General features: G+C 69.6%; 14 protein-coding genes and 1 pseudogene. 4 read left to right on the top strand and 11 right to left on the bottom strand.

All coding sequences use genetic code 11. The features are described 5' to 3' along the window. Window positions 1-83 precede the first annotated feature (83 nt). The 7 genes and pseudogenes from ACFO8M_RS07825 to ACFO8M_RS07795 form a co-directional block, all read right to left on the bottom strand. Window positions 84-1,253, bottom strand: a complete 1,170-nt coding sequence (locus ACFO8M_RS07825; protein ID WP_387972902.1) for a glycosyltransferase family 4 protein — start codon at window positions 1,251-1,253, stop codon at window positions 84-86. A gap of 307 nt (window positions 1,254-1,560) precedes the next feature. Then, window positions 1,561-4,350 carry a type I DNA topoisomerase gene (gene topA / locus ACFO8M_RS07820; protein WP_387972900.1) on the bottom strand — a complete coding sequence of 930 codons (2,790 nt, stop codon included), beginning with the start codon at window positions 4,348-4,350 and terminating at the stop codon, window positions 1,561-1,563. Window positions 4,351-4,493: 143 nt separating this feature from the next. Further along, window positions 4,494-4,771: pseudogene (locus ACFO8M_RS07815) on the bottom strand (zinc ribbon domain-containing protein); the annotation flags it as partial. Between the two features lie 19 nt (window positions 4,772-4,790). Beyond that, a complete protein-coding gene (locus ACFO8M_RS07810; protein WP_387972898.1) occupies window positions 4,791-5,204 on the bottom strand; it encodes a transposase in 414 nt (137 codons plus the stop codon). 100 nt (window positions 5,205-5,304) lie between these two features. After that, window positions 5,305-7,629, bottom strand: a complete 2,325-nt coding sequence (locus ACFO8M_RS07805) for a sodium-translocating pyrophosphatase (RefSeq protein ID WP_387972896.1) — start codon at window positions 7,627-7,629, stop codon at window positions 5,305-5,307. A gap of 222 nt (window positions 7,630-7,851) precedes the next feature. Then, window positions 7,852-8,325 (bottom strand): ATP-binding protein, encoded by a 474-nt coding sequence (locus tag ACFO8M_RS07800; protein ID WP_387972893.1) that lies wholly within the window; start codon window positions 8,323-8,325, stop codon window positions 7,852-7,854. A gap of 41 nt (window positions 8,326-8,366) precedes the next feature. Further along, on the bottom strand, window positions 8,367-8,726 hold the full coding sequence (locus tag ACFO8M_RS07795) for an STAS domain-containing protein (protein ID WP_387972890.1): 360 nt from the start codon (window positions 8,724-8,726) through the stop codon (window positions 8,367-8,369). 239 nt (window positions 8,727-8,965) lie between these two features. On the opposite strand from ACFO8M_RS07795, the gene ACFO8M_RS07790 reads away from it, so the two are divergent. Beyond that, complete coding sequence (locus ACFO8M_RS07790; protein ID WP_387972887.1) at window positions 8,966-11,287, top strand: DEAD/DEAH box helicase; 2,322 nt, start codon at window positions 8,966-8,968, stop codon at window positions 11,285-11,287. Window positions 11,288-11,291: 4 nt separating this feature from the next. Here ACFO8M_RS07790 and ACFO8M_RS07785 read toward each other — a convergent pair whose 3' ends face one another. Then, entirely contained in the window at window positions 11,292-11,882 is a 591-nt protein-coding gene (locus ACFO8M_RS07785; RefSeq protein ID WP_387972884.1) for an FABP family protein, read from the bottom strand. A 150-nt stretch (window positions 11,883-12,032) separates the two neighbouring features. Here ACFO8M_RS07785 and ACFO8M_RS07780 point away from each other — a divergent pair, with 150 nt between their 5' ends. Then, entirely contained in the window at window positions 12,033-12,818 is a 786-nt protein-coding gene (locus ACFO8M_RS07780) for an HAD-IIA family hydrolase (protein ID WP_387972881.1), read from the top strand. Window positions 12,819-12,897: 79 nt separating this feature from the next. After that, entirely contained in the window at window positions 12,898-13,293 is a 396-nt protein-coding gene (locus tag ACFO8M_RS07775) for a DUF3263 domain-containing protein (protein WP_387972878.1), read from the top strand. 25 nt (window positions 13,294-13,318) lie between these two features. Here the strand turns inward: ACFO8M_RS07775 and ACFO8M_RS07770 are convergent, their stop codons facing one another. From ACFO8M_RS07770 to mdh, 3 genes are all read right to left on the bottom strand, one after another. Further along, the gene (locus ACFO8M_RS07770; RefSeq protein WP_387972876.1) at window positions 13,319-14,563 is read right to left on the bottom strand and encodes an APC family permease; all 1,245 of its coding nucleotides are present in this window, start codon (window positions 14,561-14,563) and stop codon (window positions 13,319-13,321) included. A 36-nt stretch (window positions 14,564-14,599) separates the two neighbouring features. Beyond that, window positions 14,600-15,346 (bottom strand): phosphatase PAP2 family protein, encoded by a 747-nt coding sequence (locus tag ACFO8M_RS07765; protein WP_387972873.1) that lies wholly within the window; start codon window positions 15,344-15,346, stop codon window positions 14,600-14,602. A 114-nt stretch (window positions 15,347-15,460) separates the two neighbouring features. Beyond that, a complete protein-coding gene (mdh, locus tag ACFO8M_RS07760; RefSeq protein ID WP_387972870.1) occupies window positions 15,461-16,411 on the bottom strand; it encodes a malate dehydrogenase in 951 nt (316 codons plus the stop codon). Window positions 16,412-16,787: 376 nt separating this feature from the next. Between mdh and ACFO8M_RS07755 the strand changes: the two genes are divergently transcribed. Further along, window positions 16,788-17,669 carry a sulfite exporter TauE/SafE family protein gene (locus ACFO8M_RS07755; protein WP_387972867.1) on the top strand — a complete coding sequence of 294 codons (882 nt, stop codon included), beginning with the start codon at window positions 16,788-16,790 and terminating at the stop codon, window positions 17,667-17,669. The last annotated feature ends 14 nt before the right edge of the window (window positions 17,670-17,683 follow it).

Raw genomic sequence — 17,683 nt, 5'->3', positions numbered from 1 at the left:
GCTGGTCGGCGGTCGTCTGCCGGACCAATCTACGTTCCCGGAGGCACGCGCGGACCCAGCGGGCCCGCGCGTCGCCTCGGGTCTCAGGCGCGGGCCTTGAGGACCTTCTCGAACAGCCGGACGTGGAGGCCGACGACCTCGCCGGGCTCGAAGCGCTTGGCGGTGCTCATGCCGCCGTCGGCGAGCTTGCGCCGCAGCTCCGGGTCGGCCATGAGGCGCCGGAGCCCCTCGGCCAGCTCGTCGGGCTTCTGCGGTTCGACGAGGAGGCCGTTCTCCTCGGTGTCGATGATCTCGATGGGGCCGTGCTTGACGGCGGTGCACACCACCGGGAGCCCGGCGGCCATGGCCTCGACGATGACGAGCCCGAACGGCTCGAACCGCGACGGGATGGCCGCGATGGAGGCCTTCCCCCATTCGGCGTCGAGCGGGGTCACCGGGCCGGGCATCTCGACGCGGCCTTCGAGGCCGTGCTCCTTGATGAGCTCCTCGAGCTTCTTGCGGTCGCGGCCGCGCCCGAAGATCTTGACCTTCCATTCGGGGAACTCGTCGGCGACCAGGGCGAAGGCATGGATGAGGATGTCGAAGCCCTTCATGCCCGTCATGCGCCCGGCGGTCATGATGACCGGCTCGGTCAGCGTCGACGGGGGGTTGGGGTTCGCCGGGATCGAGTTGGGGACGCAGGCGATCTTGTCGGTGAGCTCCGGGTACGCCTCGCGGTAGGACTTGGCGTCGGCCTCGGTGATGGTGACGATCGCGTCGAGCTTGGGGTACTGCGCGGTGATGTGCTTGCGCATGTTCGCCCGGTAGCTGTCGAGGTACATGTGCTCCTGCGCGACCATCGCGTACCGCTCGGGGCGGCCGTACGCGGCCATGTACAGGTTCACCGAGATCTGGGTGCCGATCGCGATGTCGGTGTCGAGCTTCTCCAGGTACTTCTTGACCCGCATGTCGAGGAGTTTCGACGACTCACCCTGGTTGTTCACCTGGTCGGCGTCGAGGAACGAAGGCCGCTTCGCCTGCCAGCGCTCGATAAAGGACAGTCGGTCGCCGCCGTTTTCGGGCTTTCTGACGTTCCAGAGATCGACGATCTTGATGCGAGGGTCAATGGCGAAGGCGGGGCTCGCCTTGTGCTTCACGAATGAGGCGATGGTCACGTCGTGGCCCAGCTCCACCAGGGCTTCAGCGGTGTTGATGGAGGTCTTGATCGTCCCGCCGATGCCATAGATGTTTCTGACCAGAAATGTGATTCGCATGTACTCGAAACTCGCTTTCGAAGAATTGCCGTCTTCAGCCACAACAGACAGTGGATGCTCGACGTCGAGCTCCGTCCGCATTGCTTTGACGCGCCAGCCCCCGCCCCGGGTTGCATCCCCGCGGAATTTAGTTTACGGAAGGTTGAACCTTAGGGGGGCAGTTCGGCCCCAGGCGTGGCGAGAGGCATGGCGATGTCAGATAAGCCACATATAAGGGCAAATCAACAAGCTTCGATTCGTCGATTTCTCAGTCGTACGAGCGACACTGACGCCACTCGTGCACCACTGATCGCGCTACTCACCCGCGCTACTCGGACTTGGGCGGCGCAGCCTTCTTCGCGGTCTTCTTGGCGGCCTTCTTCGCCGCGGTCTTCTTCACTGCTTTCTTAGCGGTGGTCTTCTTCGCCGCGGACTTCTTCACGGCCTTCTTGGCCGCGGACTTCTTCACGGCCTTCGTGGCCGCTTTCTTCGCCGTCTTCTTGGCGGGCACCGCACCCGAGGCCACCTTCTCCCGCCGTTCGGCGAGGAGCTCGGCGGCGCGGTCGATGGTCAGGTCCTCGATCGAGTCGGTCTTGCGGATCGAGGCGTTCGTCTCGCCGTCGGTCACGTACGGGCCGAAGCGGCCGTCCTTGAGCGAGACCTCTTTGCCCGTGACGGGATCGGGGCCGAGCTCCTTGAGCAGCGCCTGCGACCGCTGCTGGCGCCCGCGCGACTTCGGCTGCGCGAGCAGCTTCTCCGCCTCTTCCAGGGTCAGCGAGAACAACTGCTCCTCGCTCTCGAGGGAGCGGAAGTCGCGGTTCTTCTTCACGTAGGGCCCGTGCGGGCCGAGGCCGGTGCGGATCTCCTCGCCCTCGGCGTCCTTGCCCACCAGGCGCGGCAGCGTCAGCAGCCGCACCGCGTCCTCAAGGGTCAGCTCGGAGAGCTTCTGGCCCGTCAGCAGCGAAGAGGACTTCTCGCCGCTGGTGACGTACGGCCCGTAGCGCCCGCTCTTGGCGAGCACGGGCTCCCCGGTCTCGGGGTGCTTGCCGAGCTCGCCCTCGCCGGAGCCGAGTTCGTACAGCTCTTCGACCTTCGCCGGGGTCAGCTCGTCGGGCGCCATCGAGTCGGGCACCGAGGTGCGCTCGCCGGGCTCGCCCGCCTCAGCCTGGGCCGGGCTGGTGCGTTCCAGGTAGGGCCCGTAGCGGCCGACGCGGACGACGACCCGGCGGTCCTTCTCGTCCGTGTACAGCGCGATCGAGTTGACCTCGCGCGCATCGATCTTGGCGAGCTCCTGCTCGACCAGGTTCCGCAGCCCCCCGGAGGCGGCCACCGTCCCTTCCTTGTCGTCCCCGCCGAAGTAGAACTTGCGGAGGAACTCGGCGCGCTGCTCGTGACCGGCGGCGACCTCGTCGAGCTCGTTCTCCATGCCCGCGGTGAAGTCGTAGTCGACCAGGCGCGGGAAGTGCTGCTCCATGAGGCCGATCACGGCGAACGCGCGGAAGGCCGGCACGAGCGCCTGGCCCTTCTTGAACACGTACTCGCGGTCCTGGATGGTCTGCATGATCGACGCGTACGTCGAGGGCCGGCCGATGCCGCGCTCCTCGAGGGCCTTGACCAGGCTCGCCTCGGTGTAGCGGGCGGGCGGCTGGGTCGTGTGCCCGGCCGCTTCGAGGCCGCGCTCGGCGAGGTGCTGGCGCTCGGCCAGCTCGGGGAGGCGCTTCTCGGCGTCGTCCGCGTCGCCGTCCTCGATGGACTCGACGTAGGCGAGGAGGAAGCCCGGGTTGGTGATGGTCTTGCCCGAGGCCCCGAAGTCGGCCTGCTCGCCATCGGCGGTGGTCGCGCGGGTGCGGACCGACGTCGAGTTCCCGGTGGCGTCGACCATCTGGGAGGCGAGCGTGCGCCGCCAGATCAGCTCGTACAGCCGGTACTCCTCGGCGGAGAGCTGGCTCTTGAGCTGGTTCGGGGTCTTGAAGCGGTCGCCCGAGGGCCGAATGGCCTCGTGCGCCTCCTGCGCGTTCTTGACTTTCCGCGCGTACCGGCGCGGCTCGGAGGGCACGTACTGGGCGCCGTAGAGCTCGGCGGCCTGGGCGCGCGCGGCGTTGATCGCGGTGTTCGACAGGTTCGTCGAGTCGGTCCGCATATAGGTGATGTGGCCGTTCTCGTAGAGCCGCTGGGCGACCCGCATGACCTGGGCGCTGGAGAGGCGGAGCTTGCGCCCGGCCTCCTGCTGCAGCGTCGAGGTGATGAACGGCGCGTACGGCTTGCGCCGGTACGGCTTCTTCTCGACCTTGAGGACGGTGAAGTCGCGGCCCTCGAGGCGCTGGGCGAGCCCGCGGGCGCCCGCCTCGTCGAGGTGCACGACGTTGCCCTTGACGCGCCCGGTGGCGGCGTCGAAGTCCTTGCCGGTGGCGACGCGGTCGCCTTCGACGGCGATCAGGGTCGCCTTGAACTGCTGGTCGTCGTCCGTGGCGAGGTTCGCGGTGATGTCCCAGTAGTCGGCGGTGCGGAAGGCCATGCGGGCCCGCTCGCGCTCGACCACCAGGCGGGTGGCGACGGACTGGACGCGCCCGGCGGACAGGCGCGGCATCACTTTCTTCCACAGGACCGGGCTGACCTCGTAGCCGTAGAGGCGGTCGAGGATGCGCCGGCCCTCCTGGGCGTCGACGAGGTCCTGGTTGAGCTCGCGCGGGTTCGCGGCGGCCTCGGCGATGGCCTGCGGGGTGATCTCGTGGAAGACCATCCGCTTGACCGGGACCTTCGGCTTCAGGGTCTCGAGCAGGTGCCAGGCGATGGCCTCCCCCTCGCGGTCCTCATCGGTGGCGAGGAAGAGTTCGTCGACTTCCGCGAGGTAGCCCTTGAGCTTCTTGACGTGGGCCGAGCGGTCGGGGTTGACGATGTAGAGCGGCGCGAAGTCGTTGTCGACGTCCACGCCCAGCCGCGACCAGGCCTTGTCCTTGTATTTGGCCGGGATCTCCTTCGCGTTGCGCGGAAGGTCCCGGATGTGCCCGAGCGAGGAGTCGACGATGTAGCCGGGGCCGAGATAGGAGGCGATCGTCTTGGCCTTCGCCGGGGACTCCACGATGACCAGGCGCTTAAGATCGGCCACTGCTCCCACCATTCCCTCGGAATTTGCACTCGATTCGTTACGTTGACCTTCTCCGCCCCTTTACGGAGCGGATTCCACCATACTGTGGCCGCTTGCCTCACGGCAGCGGTGATTCCTGCTTCAGTCCAGTCCCCGGCCGGATGCCGAGCTTGGGATTACACGGATGCCTGACCGCGCAGAGGCGCTACCAGGTCTTCTTCCGCTCCACAGGCGTTTTCCCTCTCGGCGAGCCCCGCCGCGAGAATGACCTTGGCTGCATTGACGTCCCGGTCATGGAGAACGCCGCAATGTTGGCACGCCCACGAGCGGACATGCAACGGTTTCGGAGCTCCGACCGCCCCGCAAGACGAGCAAGTCCGCTCGACGGCAGGAACCGGTCGATCTTGATGACTTCCCGACCATAGAGGGCCGCCTTGTATTCGAGCATCCGGGTGAACCTGTTCCAGGCGGCATCATGGACACTCCGCCGGACGCGTTCGTGCCAGCCCCTTCACACACAAGTCTTCGACGACCACCGCTTGGTTCTCGCTGATGATCTTGGAAGACAGCCGGTCGGTGCGCGTGCCCGACACCGCGGGGTGCGGCGCCGCGACCGCGGATCGCGCCTTCTCCCGATTGGCCGATCCGGGTCGTTTGCGCGCCAGTGCCCGGTGCGCTCGGGCGAGTCGGCGCTCGGCGGCCCGAAGCGGTTGCGGCGCCGGCACTTTGCCACCGTTCGAGTCGGTCGTGAACGAGGTCGGCCCCAGATCCAGGCCCACGGCCCTGCCGTTGTCGGGCAGCGACCCCTCTGCGACCTCGCGCGCCCTGGCAAGCGAGTCAGCCTCCGTAGGACTGGGGTAAATCCGAAAACGATGCCGCAATCGCATGAACACACCGTATCCGACAGATATGACGATTCCACGGAACCGGCATACGTGTGCCCCCGGCCTGTCGGCCGGGGGCACACTCGGGACTCGACCAGAACAGTTAGCCGACCTTCACCGACTCACGCTGTTCCGGGGCGTTGGCTTCCCCCGCATCCACCACCGCGGATCGGCGCTTGGAGACGACGATCGCGGCGACCAGGACGGCCACGGCGACGCCGGTGATGATCCAGCGGACGGGCCCGTCGGCGTGCTCGCCGACGCCGTCGACCGTGTAGACCACCACGACCGGGGCGATGATGAGGCTCACCAGGTTCATGACCTTCAGCAGCGGGTTGATGGCCGGGCCCGCGGTGTCCTTGAACGGGTCGCCGACGGTGTCGCCGATCACGGCCGCGGCGTGGGCCTCAGAGCCCTTGCCGCCGTGCGCGCCGTCCTCGACGTCCTTCTTGGCGTTGTCCCAGGCGCCGCCCGAGTTCGCCAGCATGACCGCCATGAGCACGCCGCAGGCGATCGCGCCCGCGAGGTACGCGGCGAGCGGGCCGACGCCGAGGCCGAAGCCGACCGCGATCGGCGCGGTGATGGCCAACAGGCCCGGGGTGACCAGCTCGCGCTGGGCGTCGCGGGTGCAGATGTCGACCACGCGGCCGTACTCGGGCCGCTGCGTGCCCTCCATGATCCCGGGGAAGCGCGCGAACTGGTCGCGGACCTCGTTCACGACCGCGCCGGCGGAACGCGCAACGGCGTTGATGGCGAGGCCGGAGAACAGGAACACGACGGACGCGCCGATGATGAAGCCCACGATGTTCGCCGGGTCGGCGATGTTGAGCGTGGCCAGCAGGGCCTCGCCCATGAGGCCTTCGGCGGCCACCGCGTCGGTGTAGGAGCCGAACAGGGCGGTCGCGGCCAGGACCGCGGTCGCGATCGCGATGCCCTTGGTGATGGCCTTGGTGGTGTTGCCCACGGCGTCCAGGTCCGTGAGCGTGCGCGCCGCGTCGCCTTCGACGTCGCCCGACATCTCGGCGATGCCCTGCGCGTTGTCGCTGATGGGCCCGAAGGTGTCCATGGCGACGATGACGCCGACGGTGGTGAGCAGGCCGCAGCCCGCGAGCGCCACCGCGAAGAGGCTGACGAGGATCTCGCCGCCGCCGAGCAGGTAGGCGCCGAGCACGGCGGCCGCGATGCACAGCGCGGTGTAGACGGCCGACTCCAGGCCGAGCGAGAAGCCCGACAGGATGTTGGTGGCCGCGCCGGTGCGCGTCGCGGCCGAGACGCCCTTGGTGGGCTTGTAGCGGGTGTCGGTGTAGTAGCCGGTCAGCGCCATGATGACCGCCGCCAGGGCGATGCCGATGATGACCGCGACGATGGCGAAGACCTGCGGGTTGACCGGGATGCCGGCGTCATCGATGCCGGTGCCCAGCTCGGACCAGCTGGAGGGCACGTACCAGAGCACGGCGGCGACGGTGAGCAGCGCGGAGACGACCGCGGAGAGGTAGAACGCCCGGTTGATCGCGGTGAGGCCCGAGGCGTCGCTGGCCCGCATGCGGGTGATGATGACGCCGATGATGGCGCAGACGATGCCGACCGAGGCGACCAGCAGCGGCAGGACCAGGCCGGTCTCGCCGAACGCGGCGCGGCCGAGGATGAGGCTGGCGACCAGGACGACCGCATAGGACTCGAAGAGGTCGGCGGCCATGCCGGCGCAGTCGCCGACGTTGTCGCCCACGTTGTCGGCGATCGTCGCCGGGTTGCGCGGGTCGTCCTCGGGGATGCCCTGCTCGACCTTGCCGACCAGGTCGGCGCCGACGTCGGCGGCCTTGGTGAAGATGCCGCCGCCGACGCGCATGAACATCGCGAGCAGCGCGGCGCCGAAGCCGAAGCCCTCCAGGACCACCGGGGCGTCGCCGTTGTAGACGAACACCACGACCGAGGCGCCCAGCAGGCCGAGGCCGACGGTGAGGAACCCGACCACGCCGCCGGTGCGGAAGGCCAGGTGCATCGCGGTGGTCGGCTGCCCGTCGCGGGCCGCGGCCGCCACGCGCACGTTCGCGCGGGTGGCCATGTTCATGCCGGCCCAGCCGATGAACGAGCTGAACAGGGCGCCGACGATGAAGAACACGCTGCGTCCGATCCGGACGTCCGTGCCTCCTTCGGCGGGCAGCAGGAAGAGCAGGACCACGGCGATGACGACGAAGATCCCGAGCGCGCGGAACTGGCGGCGCAGGTAGGCGGAGGCGCCCTCTTGGACGGCCCCCGAGATCTCCCGCATCTTGTCAGTGCCGGTGCCGGCCGCGAGGATGCTCTTGACGAGCGCGGCGGCCCCTCCGAGCGCGACCAGCGCGAGCGCGGCGGCGACCACGACAAGGCTCAAGTTCGAGCCCGCGAGCTCACTTACGCCCTCGTCGCCGTTGGCGAGCAACGTATGCATGTAGTTCCTCCATCAGTACACATTCATGGCTCGCAAGCTTCGCCATGCGGCCCACGGGGCACCGGGGACCAGGTATCGCGAACACGTAGGGGCCGCGGGACGGGTAGGACGGCGCGGCCGGGGCCGGGCTTGCGGCCCGGCAGACTTAACGTGCGGAGTGTAACGATGTGAGGGCTTTGCGAGTGGGGATGGTCACGCCTGCCGAAACGGGTGGCCAAGGCCTCAGTGATCGGCGGCGGAGCCCGATCCGGGCAGGGGCCAGCTCATGCTGACCGTCGTGCCGCCGTTGGCGTCCGGACCGGTCACGACCAGGTCTTCGACAAGTCCGCCCAGGACGATGAGGGTGATCTCCTCCGAGAGGGTGTCCTCTTCGATCGCCTCGTCGTCGTTCGCGCGCGGGGCGCCGCCGCCGACGCCCGCGCCGATCCGGCCGCTCGGGCGCGCGCGCAGATCCTGCGCGTTGTCCGTGATTTTCGCAACAAAACGATCACCGATCGAAAACTCTACGCGCACAAGGTCGTCGAGGCCCCGGTCGCGGTGCCGCAGCACGGCGCGCGTGCACGCCTCGCCGACCGCTTGGCGGACCTCGTCGAGCAGCCCGGTGGCGACCCCCGCGTGCGCGGCCACGTCGGCGGCCACCAGACGGGCGGCGCGGACGTAGGCGGCGGCGGGGGTGAAGGCGAACTGGACGGTCACCGCCTCGACTCGTCCCCCAGAGCGGTCGTGCTTGGAGCCGTTCACTCTCCGGGCACCGCTTCCCGGACGTCGAGCACCTTGTCCAGTCCGGTGAGGTCCAGGAGCTTGCGGATGCGCGGGTTGGCGCACACGACGACGAGGCTGCCGCCCGAGTCGGAGAGCCGGCGGCGCGCCCCGATGAGCACGCCCAGGCCGGTCGAGTCGCAGAACTCGGTGGGCGTGAGGTCGATCGCGACCCGCAGGCGGCCCTCGGAGGAGAGCTGGCGTACGGCTTCGCGCAGTTGCGGAGCGGTGTACATGTCGATCTCGCCGGTCACGCTGATGACCGCGTACTCACCGACCTCGGAGAGGCTGAGCCCCAACTCGGGCTCGGCCGCGCCGTCGCCTGATGTTCCCCTCACGCCGTCTCCCGTCCTGGCTCGTCAAAGTTCCGGCTTGCACGCGTCGCCGAGGAGGCCTGCGAGCCGTGAGTAGGCCGCAACCGTCTCCGCAGTGCCTGCAAAACACTGTGTCTTGGCCCATAAGCGTACTGCGTTCCCACTGGAGGGGAGCCGGGAGCGTGTGACCGGATTGCGGGCGCGCCGAGAATCTCGCGTTCGCTGGCGGCGTTCGTGTCGGTGGGCTGCGGCATCATTGGACGGTGCCCATCGACCAGCTCATAGCCGCCCTCCAGTCGGAGGACGGAGGGTTGCGCCATCTGCGCCGCCTCCCGCCGCGCGAGTCGGTCCGCACCGAATGGCCCGAGTGGGTGCCGGAAGAAGTCCGGAACGCCTTGGCGGACACCGGGATCACGCGGCCATGGCCGCACCAGGCCGAGGCCGCCACGCACGCGTTCGAGGGCCGCGACGTCGTCGTGGCGACCGGCACGGCGTCGGGCAAGAGCCTCGCCTACCTCCTCCCCCTTCTCACGGAAGCCGCCGCCGAAGGCGAGGGCAGGACCCTCTACCTGGCGCCGACGAAGGCACTCGCGGCCGACCAGGCGAGAGCCGTGGCCGAATTCGCGGTCCCGGGCCTGATCCCGGCGATCGTCGACGGCGACACGCCGTTCGAGCACCGCCAGTGGGCGCAGCGCTTCGCGAACCTGGTCCTGTCCAACCCGGACCTCCTCCACCACTCGCTGCTCCCCCGCCACCGCATGTGGCGCTCGCTCCTCAAGAACCTCGAGTACGTCGTGGTCGACGAATGCCACGTCTACCGCGGCGTCTTCGGCGCCCACGTCGCCCTCACGCTCCGCCGGCTCCTGCGCCTCGCCGAGCACTACGGCGCGAGCCCCACGGTGATCGCGGCCAGCGCGACGGCGGCGGACCCGGCCGCGTCCCTGTCGGTCCTCACCGGCCGCCCCGCGGTGGCGGTGACCCAGGACGCCTCGCCGTCGCCGGGGGCCACGGTCGCTCTGTGGGAGCCGGTGACCTACGAGATCGACGGCGAACCGCAGCAGGCCTCCACGCTCTCGGAGACCGCGCGGATGCTGGCGCAGCTGGTGCGCCGAGGTGTCAGGACCCTCGCGTTCGTCCCGTCCCGGCGAGGGGCGGAGATCGTCGCGGCGGAGGCGAAGTCCCGGCTCGGGGCGGACCCGGCGGCCGACCGCATCGCGGCGTACCGCGCGGGCTATCTGCGCGAGCACCGCAGGGACCTGGAGGCGGACCTGCGCGAAGGCAGACTCCTGGGCGTCGCCACCACGAACGCGCTCGAACTGGGCATCAACGTGACGGGCCTCGACGCGGTGCTGCTGTGCGGGTATCCGGGCCGGCTGGCGTCGTTCTGGCAGCAGATCGGGCGCGCGGGGCGGGGCGACACCGAGGCGCTCGCGGTGATGCTCGCGAAGGACGACCCGCTGGACACGTTCCTGGTGCACCACCCGGAGGCGATATTCGACCGCCCGGTGGAGGCGAGCGTCTGCGACCCGTCCAATCCGTACGTCCTGGCGGGCCACCTGTGCCTGGCCGCCGAAGAGCTCCCGCTCAAGGACGCCGACCTGGACGCGATCCCGGGCAGTCGTGAAGTGGCCGAACAGCTCTGCGAGCAGAAGCTGCTCCGCAAGCGCCCGGGGGGCCGCTACTACTGGATCGGCTCGGAGCGCCCGGAGGTCACCCTCCGCGGCTCGGGTCCGATGGGCGTGGACATCGCGGAGACGAACACGGGCCGGCTGATCGGCACGATCGACGCCGCGGCCTCGCACCGCCTGGTCCACCGTGGCGCGCTGTACCTGCACCAGGGCGAGTCGTTCATCGTCGACGACCTCGATCTGGAAGACGGTGTGGCGCTGGTCCACGCGGCGAAGCCGCCGTGGACCACGAGCGCCCAGGAGATCACCCACCTGGAAGTCCTCGCCGAACGCGAGCGCCTGGAGATGGGCGACGTGCAGCTGTGCCTCGGCGAGGTCGAGGTCACCTCGAACGTGATCTCCTACCAGCGCCGGAGGCTGCCTTCGGGCGAGGTGATCGACACCCAGGCCCTGGACCTCCCGCCGCAGACGCTCCGCACCGTGGCGGTCTGGTGGACGGTGGAACCGGAAGCGCTGGAAGGCATCACGGACCTCGCGGGGTCCCTCCACGCCGCCGAGCACGCGTCGATCGGGCTCCTGCCCTTGATCGCGACCTGCGACCGGTGGGACATCGGCGGCCTGTCCACGGCGGCCCACATGGACACGGAGCTGCCGACGGTCTTCGTCTACGACGGCCACCCGGGCGGCGCGGGCTTCGCCGAGCAGGCGTTCCGCAAGTGGACGGATTGGCTCGGCGCCACGAAGGAGGCCATCGCCGGCTGCGAGTGCCGCCTCGGCTGCCCGAGCTGCATCCAGAGCCCCAAGTGCGGCAACGGCAATGAGCCCCTGCACAAGAAGGGCGCCGTCGCGATCCTCGACCTGCTGCTCAAAGCGGGCGAAGGCCCGGTCACCGCGACCGTGCGCACGAAGAAGCCCGCCCAGAAGGTCGAGGACGACCTCTGGCCGGGCGACTTCTGATCCGTTATCCGGCGACGCGGTTGAGGCTGGCGCTCAGGTGGGGGCTCAGGGGCTTGCCTTCGGCGGCCATCTCCTGGGCGTACATGAGGGCGCCCTCGACGATGCCGTAGAGGCGCTTGCCGGCGGTGACCTCTTTGGCCTGGGGGCTGCGCACCACGGCGTCGGTGGCGAGCTCGATCTGGGTGCCGTCGACGTGCCCGTAGTAGAGGTCGAGGATGCCCGTGGGGTGGGACAGGAGCACTTCGACCTCGGGGCGCTTGGGGTCGCCGCCCTTCACGACGCGCCACCAGCCGGTCTCCTGCGCAGCGGGGCGCACGGCCTTGCCGTCGGCGTCGATGATCCAGGAGCGGGCGTGGTAGCGCAGGAACGGCCGCCCGTCGTGGAGGAAGCTGACCTCCTGGGCGTACAGGAAGTCCTCCGTTCCGGGGTAGCCGCCCTGGCCCCGGCCGCGCCAGCGGCCGACCAGGGGCAGCAGCGGCAGCAGATCGTCGTGCAGGTTCGGCCCGCGCCGCAGGTTGTCGGTCTCCTCGAACGGGTAAGGCTCGACCTCTTGGAAGGTCGAGGCGAACTCCTCGGGTACTTCGCGCTCGCTCATTTGTTCCTCGCGGTTCGAATGGTCCAGTAGCCCAGTGCGCCCGCCATGGCGCCTGCGGCGATGACGAGCACGGCCGTCAATGCCGTCTCCACGGGCATCACTTTACGTCCGGTCCTCGTCGTTTTCCCGATGCGATGGCAAGATGTTGAGATGACTACACCTGGACCCTTCGACAGCTGGCTCTCGGACATGGACGGCGTGCTCGTCCATGAGGGCGTGCCCGTGCCCGGCGCCAACAAACTCATCGAGAAACTGCAGTCGGCGGGGAAGCGGTTCCTCGTCCTGACGAACAACTCGATCTACACGCCGCGCGACTTGCATGTGCGGCTGAAGAACTCCGGGCTGCAGGTGCCGGTCGAGTCGATCTACACCTCGGCGATGGCGACCGCCGACTTCCTGCAGTCGCAGCGCCCCAAGGGCTCGGCCTACGTCATCGGCGAGGCGGGCCTGACCACGGCGCTGCACGAGATCGGTTACGTGCTCACCGATTACCGGCCCGACTACGTGGTACTCGGAGAGACCCGCCGCTACGACTTCGGGGCGCTCACCACGGCGGTGCGGCTGGTTAAGTCCGGGTCGCGGTTGATCTGCACCAACCCGGACACGACCGGGCCGAGCCCCGAGGGCCTCATGCTCGGGGTCGGCGCGGTTGCGGCGATGATCACGGCCGCGACCGGTTCCGAGGCGTACTTCCCCGGGAAGCCGAACCCGCTGATGATGCGGAACGCGTTGCGGCGCATCGGAGCCCACTCCGAGACCACGGTGATGATCGGCGACCGCATGGACACCGACGTGCTGTCGGGCCTCGAAGCCGGGCTCGAGACGGTCCTCGTTCTGTCGGGGGTCACTGACACTATGGAAGAAGTCGAGCGCTACCCCTTCCGGCCGAACCACGTCAAGGACTCGGTGGCGGACCTCATCGACTGGATCGAATAGGCACAGCGCCGCTCGCGGAGCCGTGAATCCACAGTCACGGCGACCGCTCGCGGAGCCGTACATCTACGAGGAGTACCCCATGCCTCCCGCCCATCGCCCCGCCCAGTCCGTTTCGCGTGCGCGCCAGGGAGGTGACGAGGAGTTCGTGCCGGCACCGCGACCCGCCCGCGGGCCGCAGGAAGCCTCCCGTCCGGCACGGGAGGCGCCGCCGAAGCAGCCCGCGCCCCAGCGGGAACCGCGCGAACCGGAGACGAAGCTGAGTTCGCTGGAGTCGCGGCTCCTCGCGTTCGAAGCGCGCTGGTGGCGGGCGTCGGGCGCGAAGACGCAGGCCATCAGCGACGAGCTGGAGCTCACCCCCGAGCGGTACTACCAGCATCTGGCGCGGCTCATCGACCATCCGGAAGCGGCCGCGGAGCAGCCCGCGGTCGTCCGGAGGCTCAGGGCCGCCCGAGATCAACGCCGCGCCGAGCGCTGACACCTCGCCCGTTCGCGAAGGGACGCTAGGCGTCCGCGTTGCGGGCGCGACGCTCGGTGAGCGCGAACCAGCCCGCGCCCACCGCGAAGACGACCAGGCCGCCCAGCACTGAGGACAGCGGCAGGCTCGCGGCCACGAGCAGGCACCCGGCGAGCCCCAGCCATGGCAGCGGGGCGCGCCGGTCGAGGGTGACGGCCGAGGCGTTCGCGACCGAGTAGTAGACCAGCACGCAGAAGCTGGAGAACCCGATCGCGCCCGCCAGATCCAGTGTGGACACCACGACGAGGACGAGGCCGCTCGCGGCGAGCTCGGCCGCCCAAGGCACCCCGAAACGATGGGAGACCGCCGCCAGACCCCCCGGGAGCCGCCGGTCGCGCGCCATCGCCAGCGCGGTGCGCCCGATCCCGGCGAGCAGGCTCAAGAGGACCCCCGCGACCGCGACGCCCGCGCCGATCGCGACCACCGGTTTGATCGCGGGCGCGCTCGCGCCGGCGAGGTCGGCCAGCGGCGCGGTCGATGCGGCGAGCGTCCCCGCGCCGAGCACGCTCAAGAGAGTGACGGCGACGAGCAGGTACACGGCGAACGTGATCCCCAAGGCGATCGGCACGGCCCGCGGAATGGTCCGCTCGGGATCGGTGACCTCCTCGCCGAGGGTCGCGATGCGCGCGTACCCGGCGAAGGCGAAGAACAGGAACCCGGCCGCGGTGAGCACGCCCCAGTAGTGGGTGTCGCCCAGCGGCTGCGCGGTCACCGGCCCGGTGAGACCGGCGAAGACGATCGCCGCGAGCACGGCGAGGGTGATGGCGGCGAAGACGGCCGAGGCGACCGCGGTCTTCTTGACCCCCAAGAGGTTGATGGCGCAGAAGGCGACCACGGCCGCGGCGGCGAGCGCCCGCGGATGGTCGGGCAGCAGATACGCGCCGAGAGTCAGGGCCATCGCCGCGGCCGAGGCGGTCTTGCCGACCAGGAACGCCCAACCCGCCGCGAAGCCCGCGGCCGGACGGAGGCGGCGGGTGCCGTACACGTACGCCCCGCCGGCCTGCGGGTACAGGGCGGCGAGGCGGGCGGAGGAGCGGGCGTTGCAGTACGCGATGAACCCGGCGATCGCAAGGGCCGCCAGCAGACCGGGGGCCGATCCGGCGGCGAGCGCGGCCGGGCCCCAGACGGCGAAGACGCCCGCGCCGAGCATCGAGGCGAGGCCGATCACGATCGCGGACGGGAGGCCGAGGCGGCGCTGGAGGGGCGGCCGGTCTCGCGGCGGAGTGGGCATGCCTAGAAGATACAGCCCGAATATTGCCGGAACCGGCTAGCGATAACGCCGCTCGGGCTCGAGCCAGATCGGCAATGCCACTGTGTCCCATGGGATGCGCTGCACCGTGCGGAGGATGACCACGCCGATGAAGAATCCCGCCGGGGTGTCGGTGAACCAGTGCCAGCCCAGATACGTCGTCGAGAAGATGACGATGATCGGCGGGAGGATCAGGAACAGCCGCCGCACCAAGGGGTTCCAGCCCGCGCCGACCAGGAACACGATGAAGCCGTACCAGACGATCGTGTTGAGCACGTGCCCCGACGGGTAGGCGCCGTAAGGTTCGAGCCCGGAGAACAGGACCGACTGCGCGGCGTCGGCGTAGGGAGGCCGGGTGACGTCGGGCCAGTGGGGGTAGATGCGCGGGAGCGTGTATTTGAGGACGAGGACGGCGCCGGCCATGCCGTAAGTGACGAGAAAGGCCACCAGCGGGCGCACGTTCCGGCCCCGCCAGGCGAGGATCGCCGCGAGTCCGAGCGCGATGCCGCCGAGCAGGCCGCCCTGACCGAGCCGGTTGGTCTGGACGGTGACCACGTACGCCCAGTAGGGGCGGTTGGCGTCGGAGACGTCGCGGATCCAGACGTCGAGGTCGACCAGCGGGCTGGGCCATGCGAGCGGGATCGTCAGGGCCACGAACGCGACGGCCAGGGCGATCTCGGGGATCCACGAGCGCGGCCGCTTGAGGACGAAGGGCCGCCAGGCCTCCGGGGCGGCCTCGGTGCGGCGCTGGTCTGCGGCGGTCACGGGCGTAAGCCTAGCGACCGGAATGAACCCCACGAAACCGATACCGCACTACAGGACGGAAAAGAACAGGGGCGCCCGCGAACGGGCGCCCCTGAACAGGAAAGGAACGGCGGGTTACAGCCCGGCCACGTCCGCCTGCTTCGCGCGGACGGCCTCAGCGGCCTCCTTGAGGTTCGCGAGCTCGTCGTCCTGCAGCGGAGTCTCGACGACCTTCTTGACGCCCTCGGCGCCGATCTGGGCGTTGACACCGAGGTAGACGCCGGAGATGCCGTACTCACCGTCGACCCACGCGCACACGGGCATGACCGCGCCCGAGTCCTCTGCGACGGCCTTCGCCATACGGGCGGCGGCGGCCGACGGGGCGTAGTACGCCGAGCCGGTCTTCAGCAGCGCCACGATCTCGGCGCCGCCGTTGCGGGTCTTGGTGACGAGCTCCTCGACCTTGTCGGCCGGGAGCAGGTCGGCGAGCGGCTTGCCGTCCACCGACGACTGGCTCGGGACGGGCACCATGGTGTCGCCGTGCGAGCCGAGCGTCAGCGTGGTGACCGACTTGACCGGGACCTGGAGCTCCTCGGCCACGAAGTTGGTGAAGCGCGCGGTGTCGAGCATCCCGGCCTGGCCGAGGACCCGGTTCTTCGGGAAGCCCGAGGCGAGCTGCGCGAGCGCGGTCATCTCGTCCAGCGGGTTCGAGACGACGATGATGACGGCGTTCGGGGAGTGCTTGACGAGGTTCTCGGTGACGCCGCGGACGATGCGGGCGTTGACCTCGAGCAGGTCCATGCGGCTCATGCCGGGCTTGCGCGGCAGGCCCGCGGTGATGACGATGACGTCGGAGCCGGCGGTCTTCTCGTAGCCGTTGCCCTCGTTGTCGGTGGTGGCGCCGACGACCTTGGTCTCGAAGCCCTCGATGGTGCGGGACTGGTTCATGTCGAGGGCGATGCCCTCGGGCTTGCCCTCGACGATGTCGGTGAGGACGACCTCGTCGAACACGTCGTACTCGGCCAGGCGCTGGGCGGTGGTGGAGCCGTAGAATCCGGCGCCGACGACCGTGACTTTCTTACCCATCGAATGCTCCTCTGCATTAAGGCGCCTGTCTGGTGCGCAGGCCCTCGGGTTGGTGCGGCGGCGCGTGCGTCGCCGTGGACTGCCAGGTGAATGGCGGGCTACACGAGAGTAACCAGGTCTGTTCGTCCACGCTATGACCCTCGTCTCGGGTGTCGCATCCGGCCCCTGACCGGGTGGCGGAGGCCTCCAAAAGCGAACGGCACCGGTGTGAGGAGGCGGGGTTGCAGGGACGGGGGATGATGTCGGGACGGATTGGCGCTGGCGGGGTGTCGGAAAATCCGTCGCGCTGCCGCGTCTCGAAGCGTGGGCAGTCATTGACAAGTCCTATTGATTTAGTGGACTATTTCAAGGCCGTTTGAATCCGAGGGAGCCCCGCGTGCTGTTCGCGACCACCATCCTCTCCGCCGTCGCAGCGGGCTTCGTAGCCCAACTGGTCGACGGCAGCCTCGGCATGGGCTTCGGCACCATCACGATGACGTTCCTGCTCGGCCTCGGCATCGCCCCGGCGGTGGCCTCGGCCTCGGTGAACGTCGCGACGATCGCCACCGGCGCCGTCAGCGCGGTCTCGCACCACCGGCTCCAGAACGTCCACTGGCCCACCACATTGAAGCTCGGCATCCCCGGCGCGGTCGGCGGCTTCGCCGGCGCCTGGGCGCTCGCCTCGCTGACCCGGCTCGACGCGGCCACCCCCGTGACGAGCGCGATCCTCATCGCGCTCGGCGTGGTCATCGTGTGGCGCTTCATGAAAGGCAGCGGCGCGGGCCACGGCCCGATCCGCTCCGGCTTCGCGATCCCCACGGGCCTCGTCGGCGGCTTCCTCGCCGCCGTCGGCGGCGGCGGCTGGGGCCCGGTCACGATGCCCATCACGCTCACGACCTCGCGCCTCGAGCCGCACCGCGTGGTCGGCTCGGTCTCGACCGCGCAGGTGTTCGCCTCCGCGGCAGCGGTACTCGGCTTCTGGATGGCCGTACCGGAGACGCTGACGGTGCTGTGGCCGGTCGTGATCGGCATGGCGGTGGGCGGCATGGCCGCCGCGCCGCTGGCCGCGTGGCTGACCCGCAAGATCCCCACGGCGAAACTGGGTTCGACCATCGGCATGCTCGTGGTGGCCCTGAACCTGCGCACCCTCCTGGGGAACTTCAGCGTCCCGTGGCCCGTCGTGACGGCCCTGTACCTCGCACTGGCGGCGGCCTGGGCACTCGTGCTGGTCGCGCCGAAGCGCAAGGCCGCAGCGGAACCCGTAGAGGCCGAAGCCTAAGCAGACAACGAAGA

The sequence above is a fragment of the Glycomyces rhizosphaerae genome, from assembly GCF_042647865.1.
Classification (GTDB): Bacteria; Actinomycetota; Actinomycetes; order Mycobacteriales; family Micromonosporaceae; genus Glycomyces; species Glycomyces rhizosphaerae.
This window is presented reverse-complemented; position numbering and strand designations above follow the sequence as displayed.

Bases quoted from the DNA above. Each gene is read 5' to 3' on its own strand.
- ACFO8M_RS07780 (WP_387972881.1), top strand. From the start codon at position 12,033: ATGACTACACCTGGACCCTTCGACAGCTGGCTCTCGGACATGGACGGC.
- mdh (WP_387972870.1), bottom strand. From the start codon at position 16,411: ATGGGTAAGAAAGTCACGGTCGTCGGCGCCGGATTCTACGGCTCCACC.
- ACFO8M_RS07775 (WP_387972878.1), top strand. From the start codon at position 12,898: ATGCCTCCCGCCCATCGCCCCGCCCAGTCCGTTTCGCGTGCGCGCCAG.
- ACFO8M_RS07810 (WP_387972898.1), bottom strand. From the start codon at position 5,204: ATGCGATTGCGGCATCGTTTTCGGATTTACCCCAGTCCTACGGAGGCT.
- topA (WP_387972900.1), bottom strand. From the start codon at position 4,350: ATGGTGGGAGCAGTGGCCGATCTTAAGCGCCTGGTCATCGTGGAGTCC.
- ACFO8M_RS07805 (WP_387972896.1), bottom strand. From the start codon at position 7,629: ATGCATACGTTGCTCGCCAACGGCGACGAGGGCGTAAGTGAGCTCGCG.
- ACFO8M_RS07770 (WP_387972876.1), bottom strand. From the start codon at position 14,563: ATGCCCACTCCGCCGCGAGACCGGCCGCCCCTCCAGCGCCGCCTCGGC.
- ACFO8M_RS07785 (WP_387972884.1), bottom strand. From the start codon at position 11,882: ATGAGCGAGCGCGAAGTACCCGAGGAGTTCGCCTCGACCTTCCAAGAG.
- ACFO8M_RS07825 (WP_387972902.1), bottom strand. From the start codon at position 1,253: ATGCGAATCACATTTCTGGTCAGAAACATCTATGGCATCGGCGGGACG.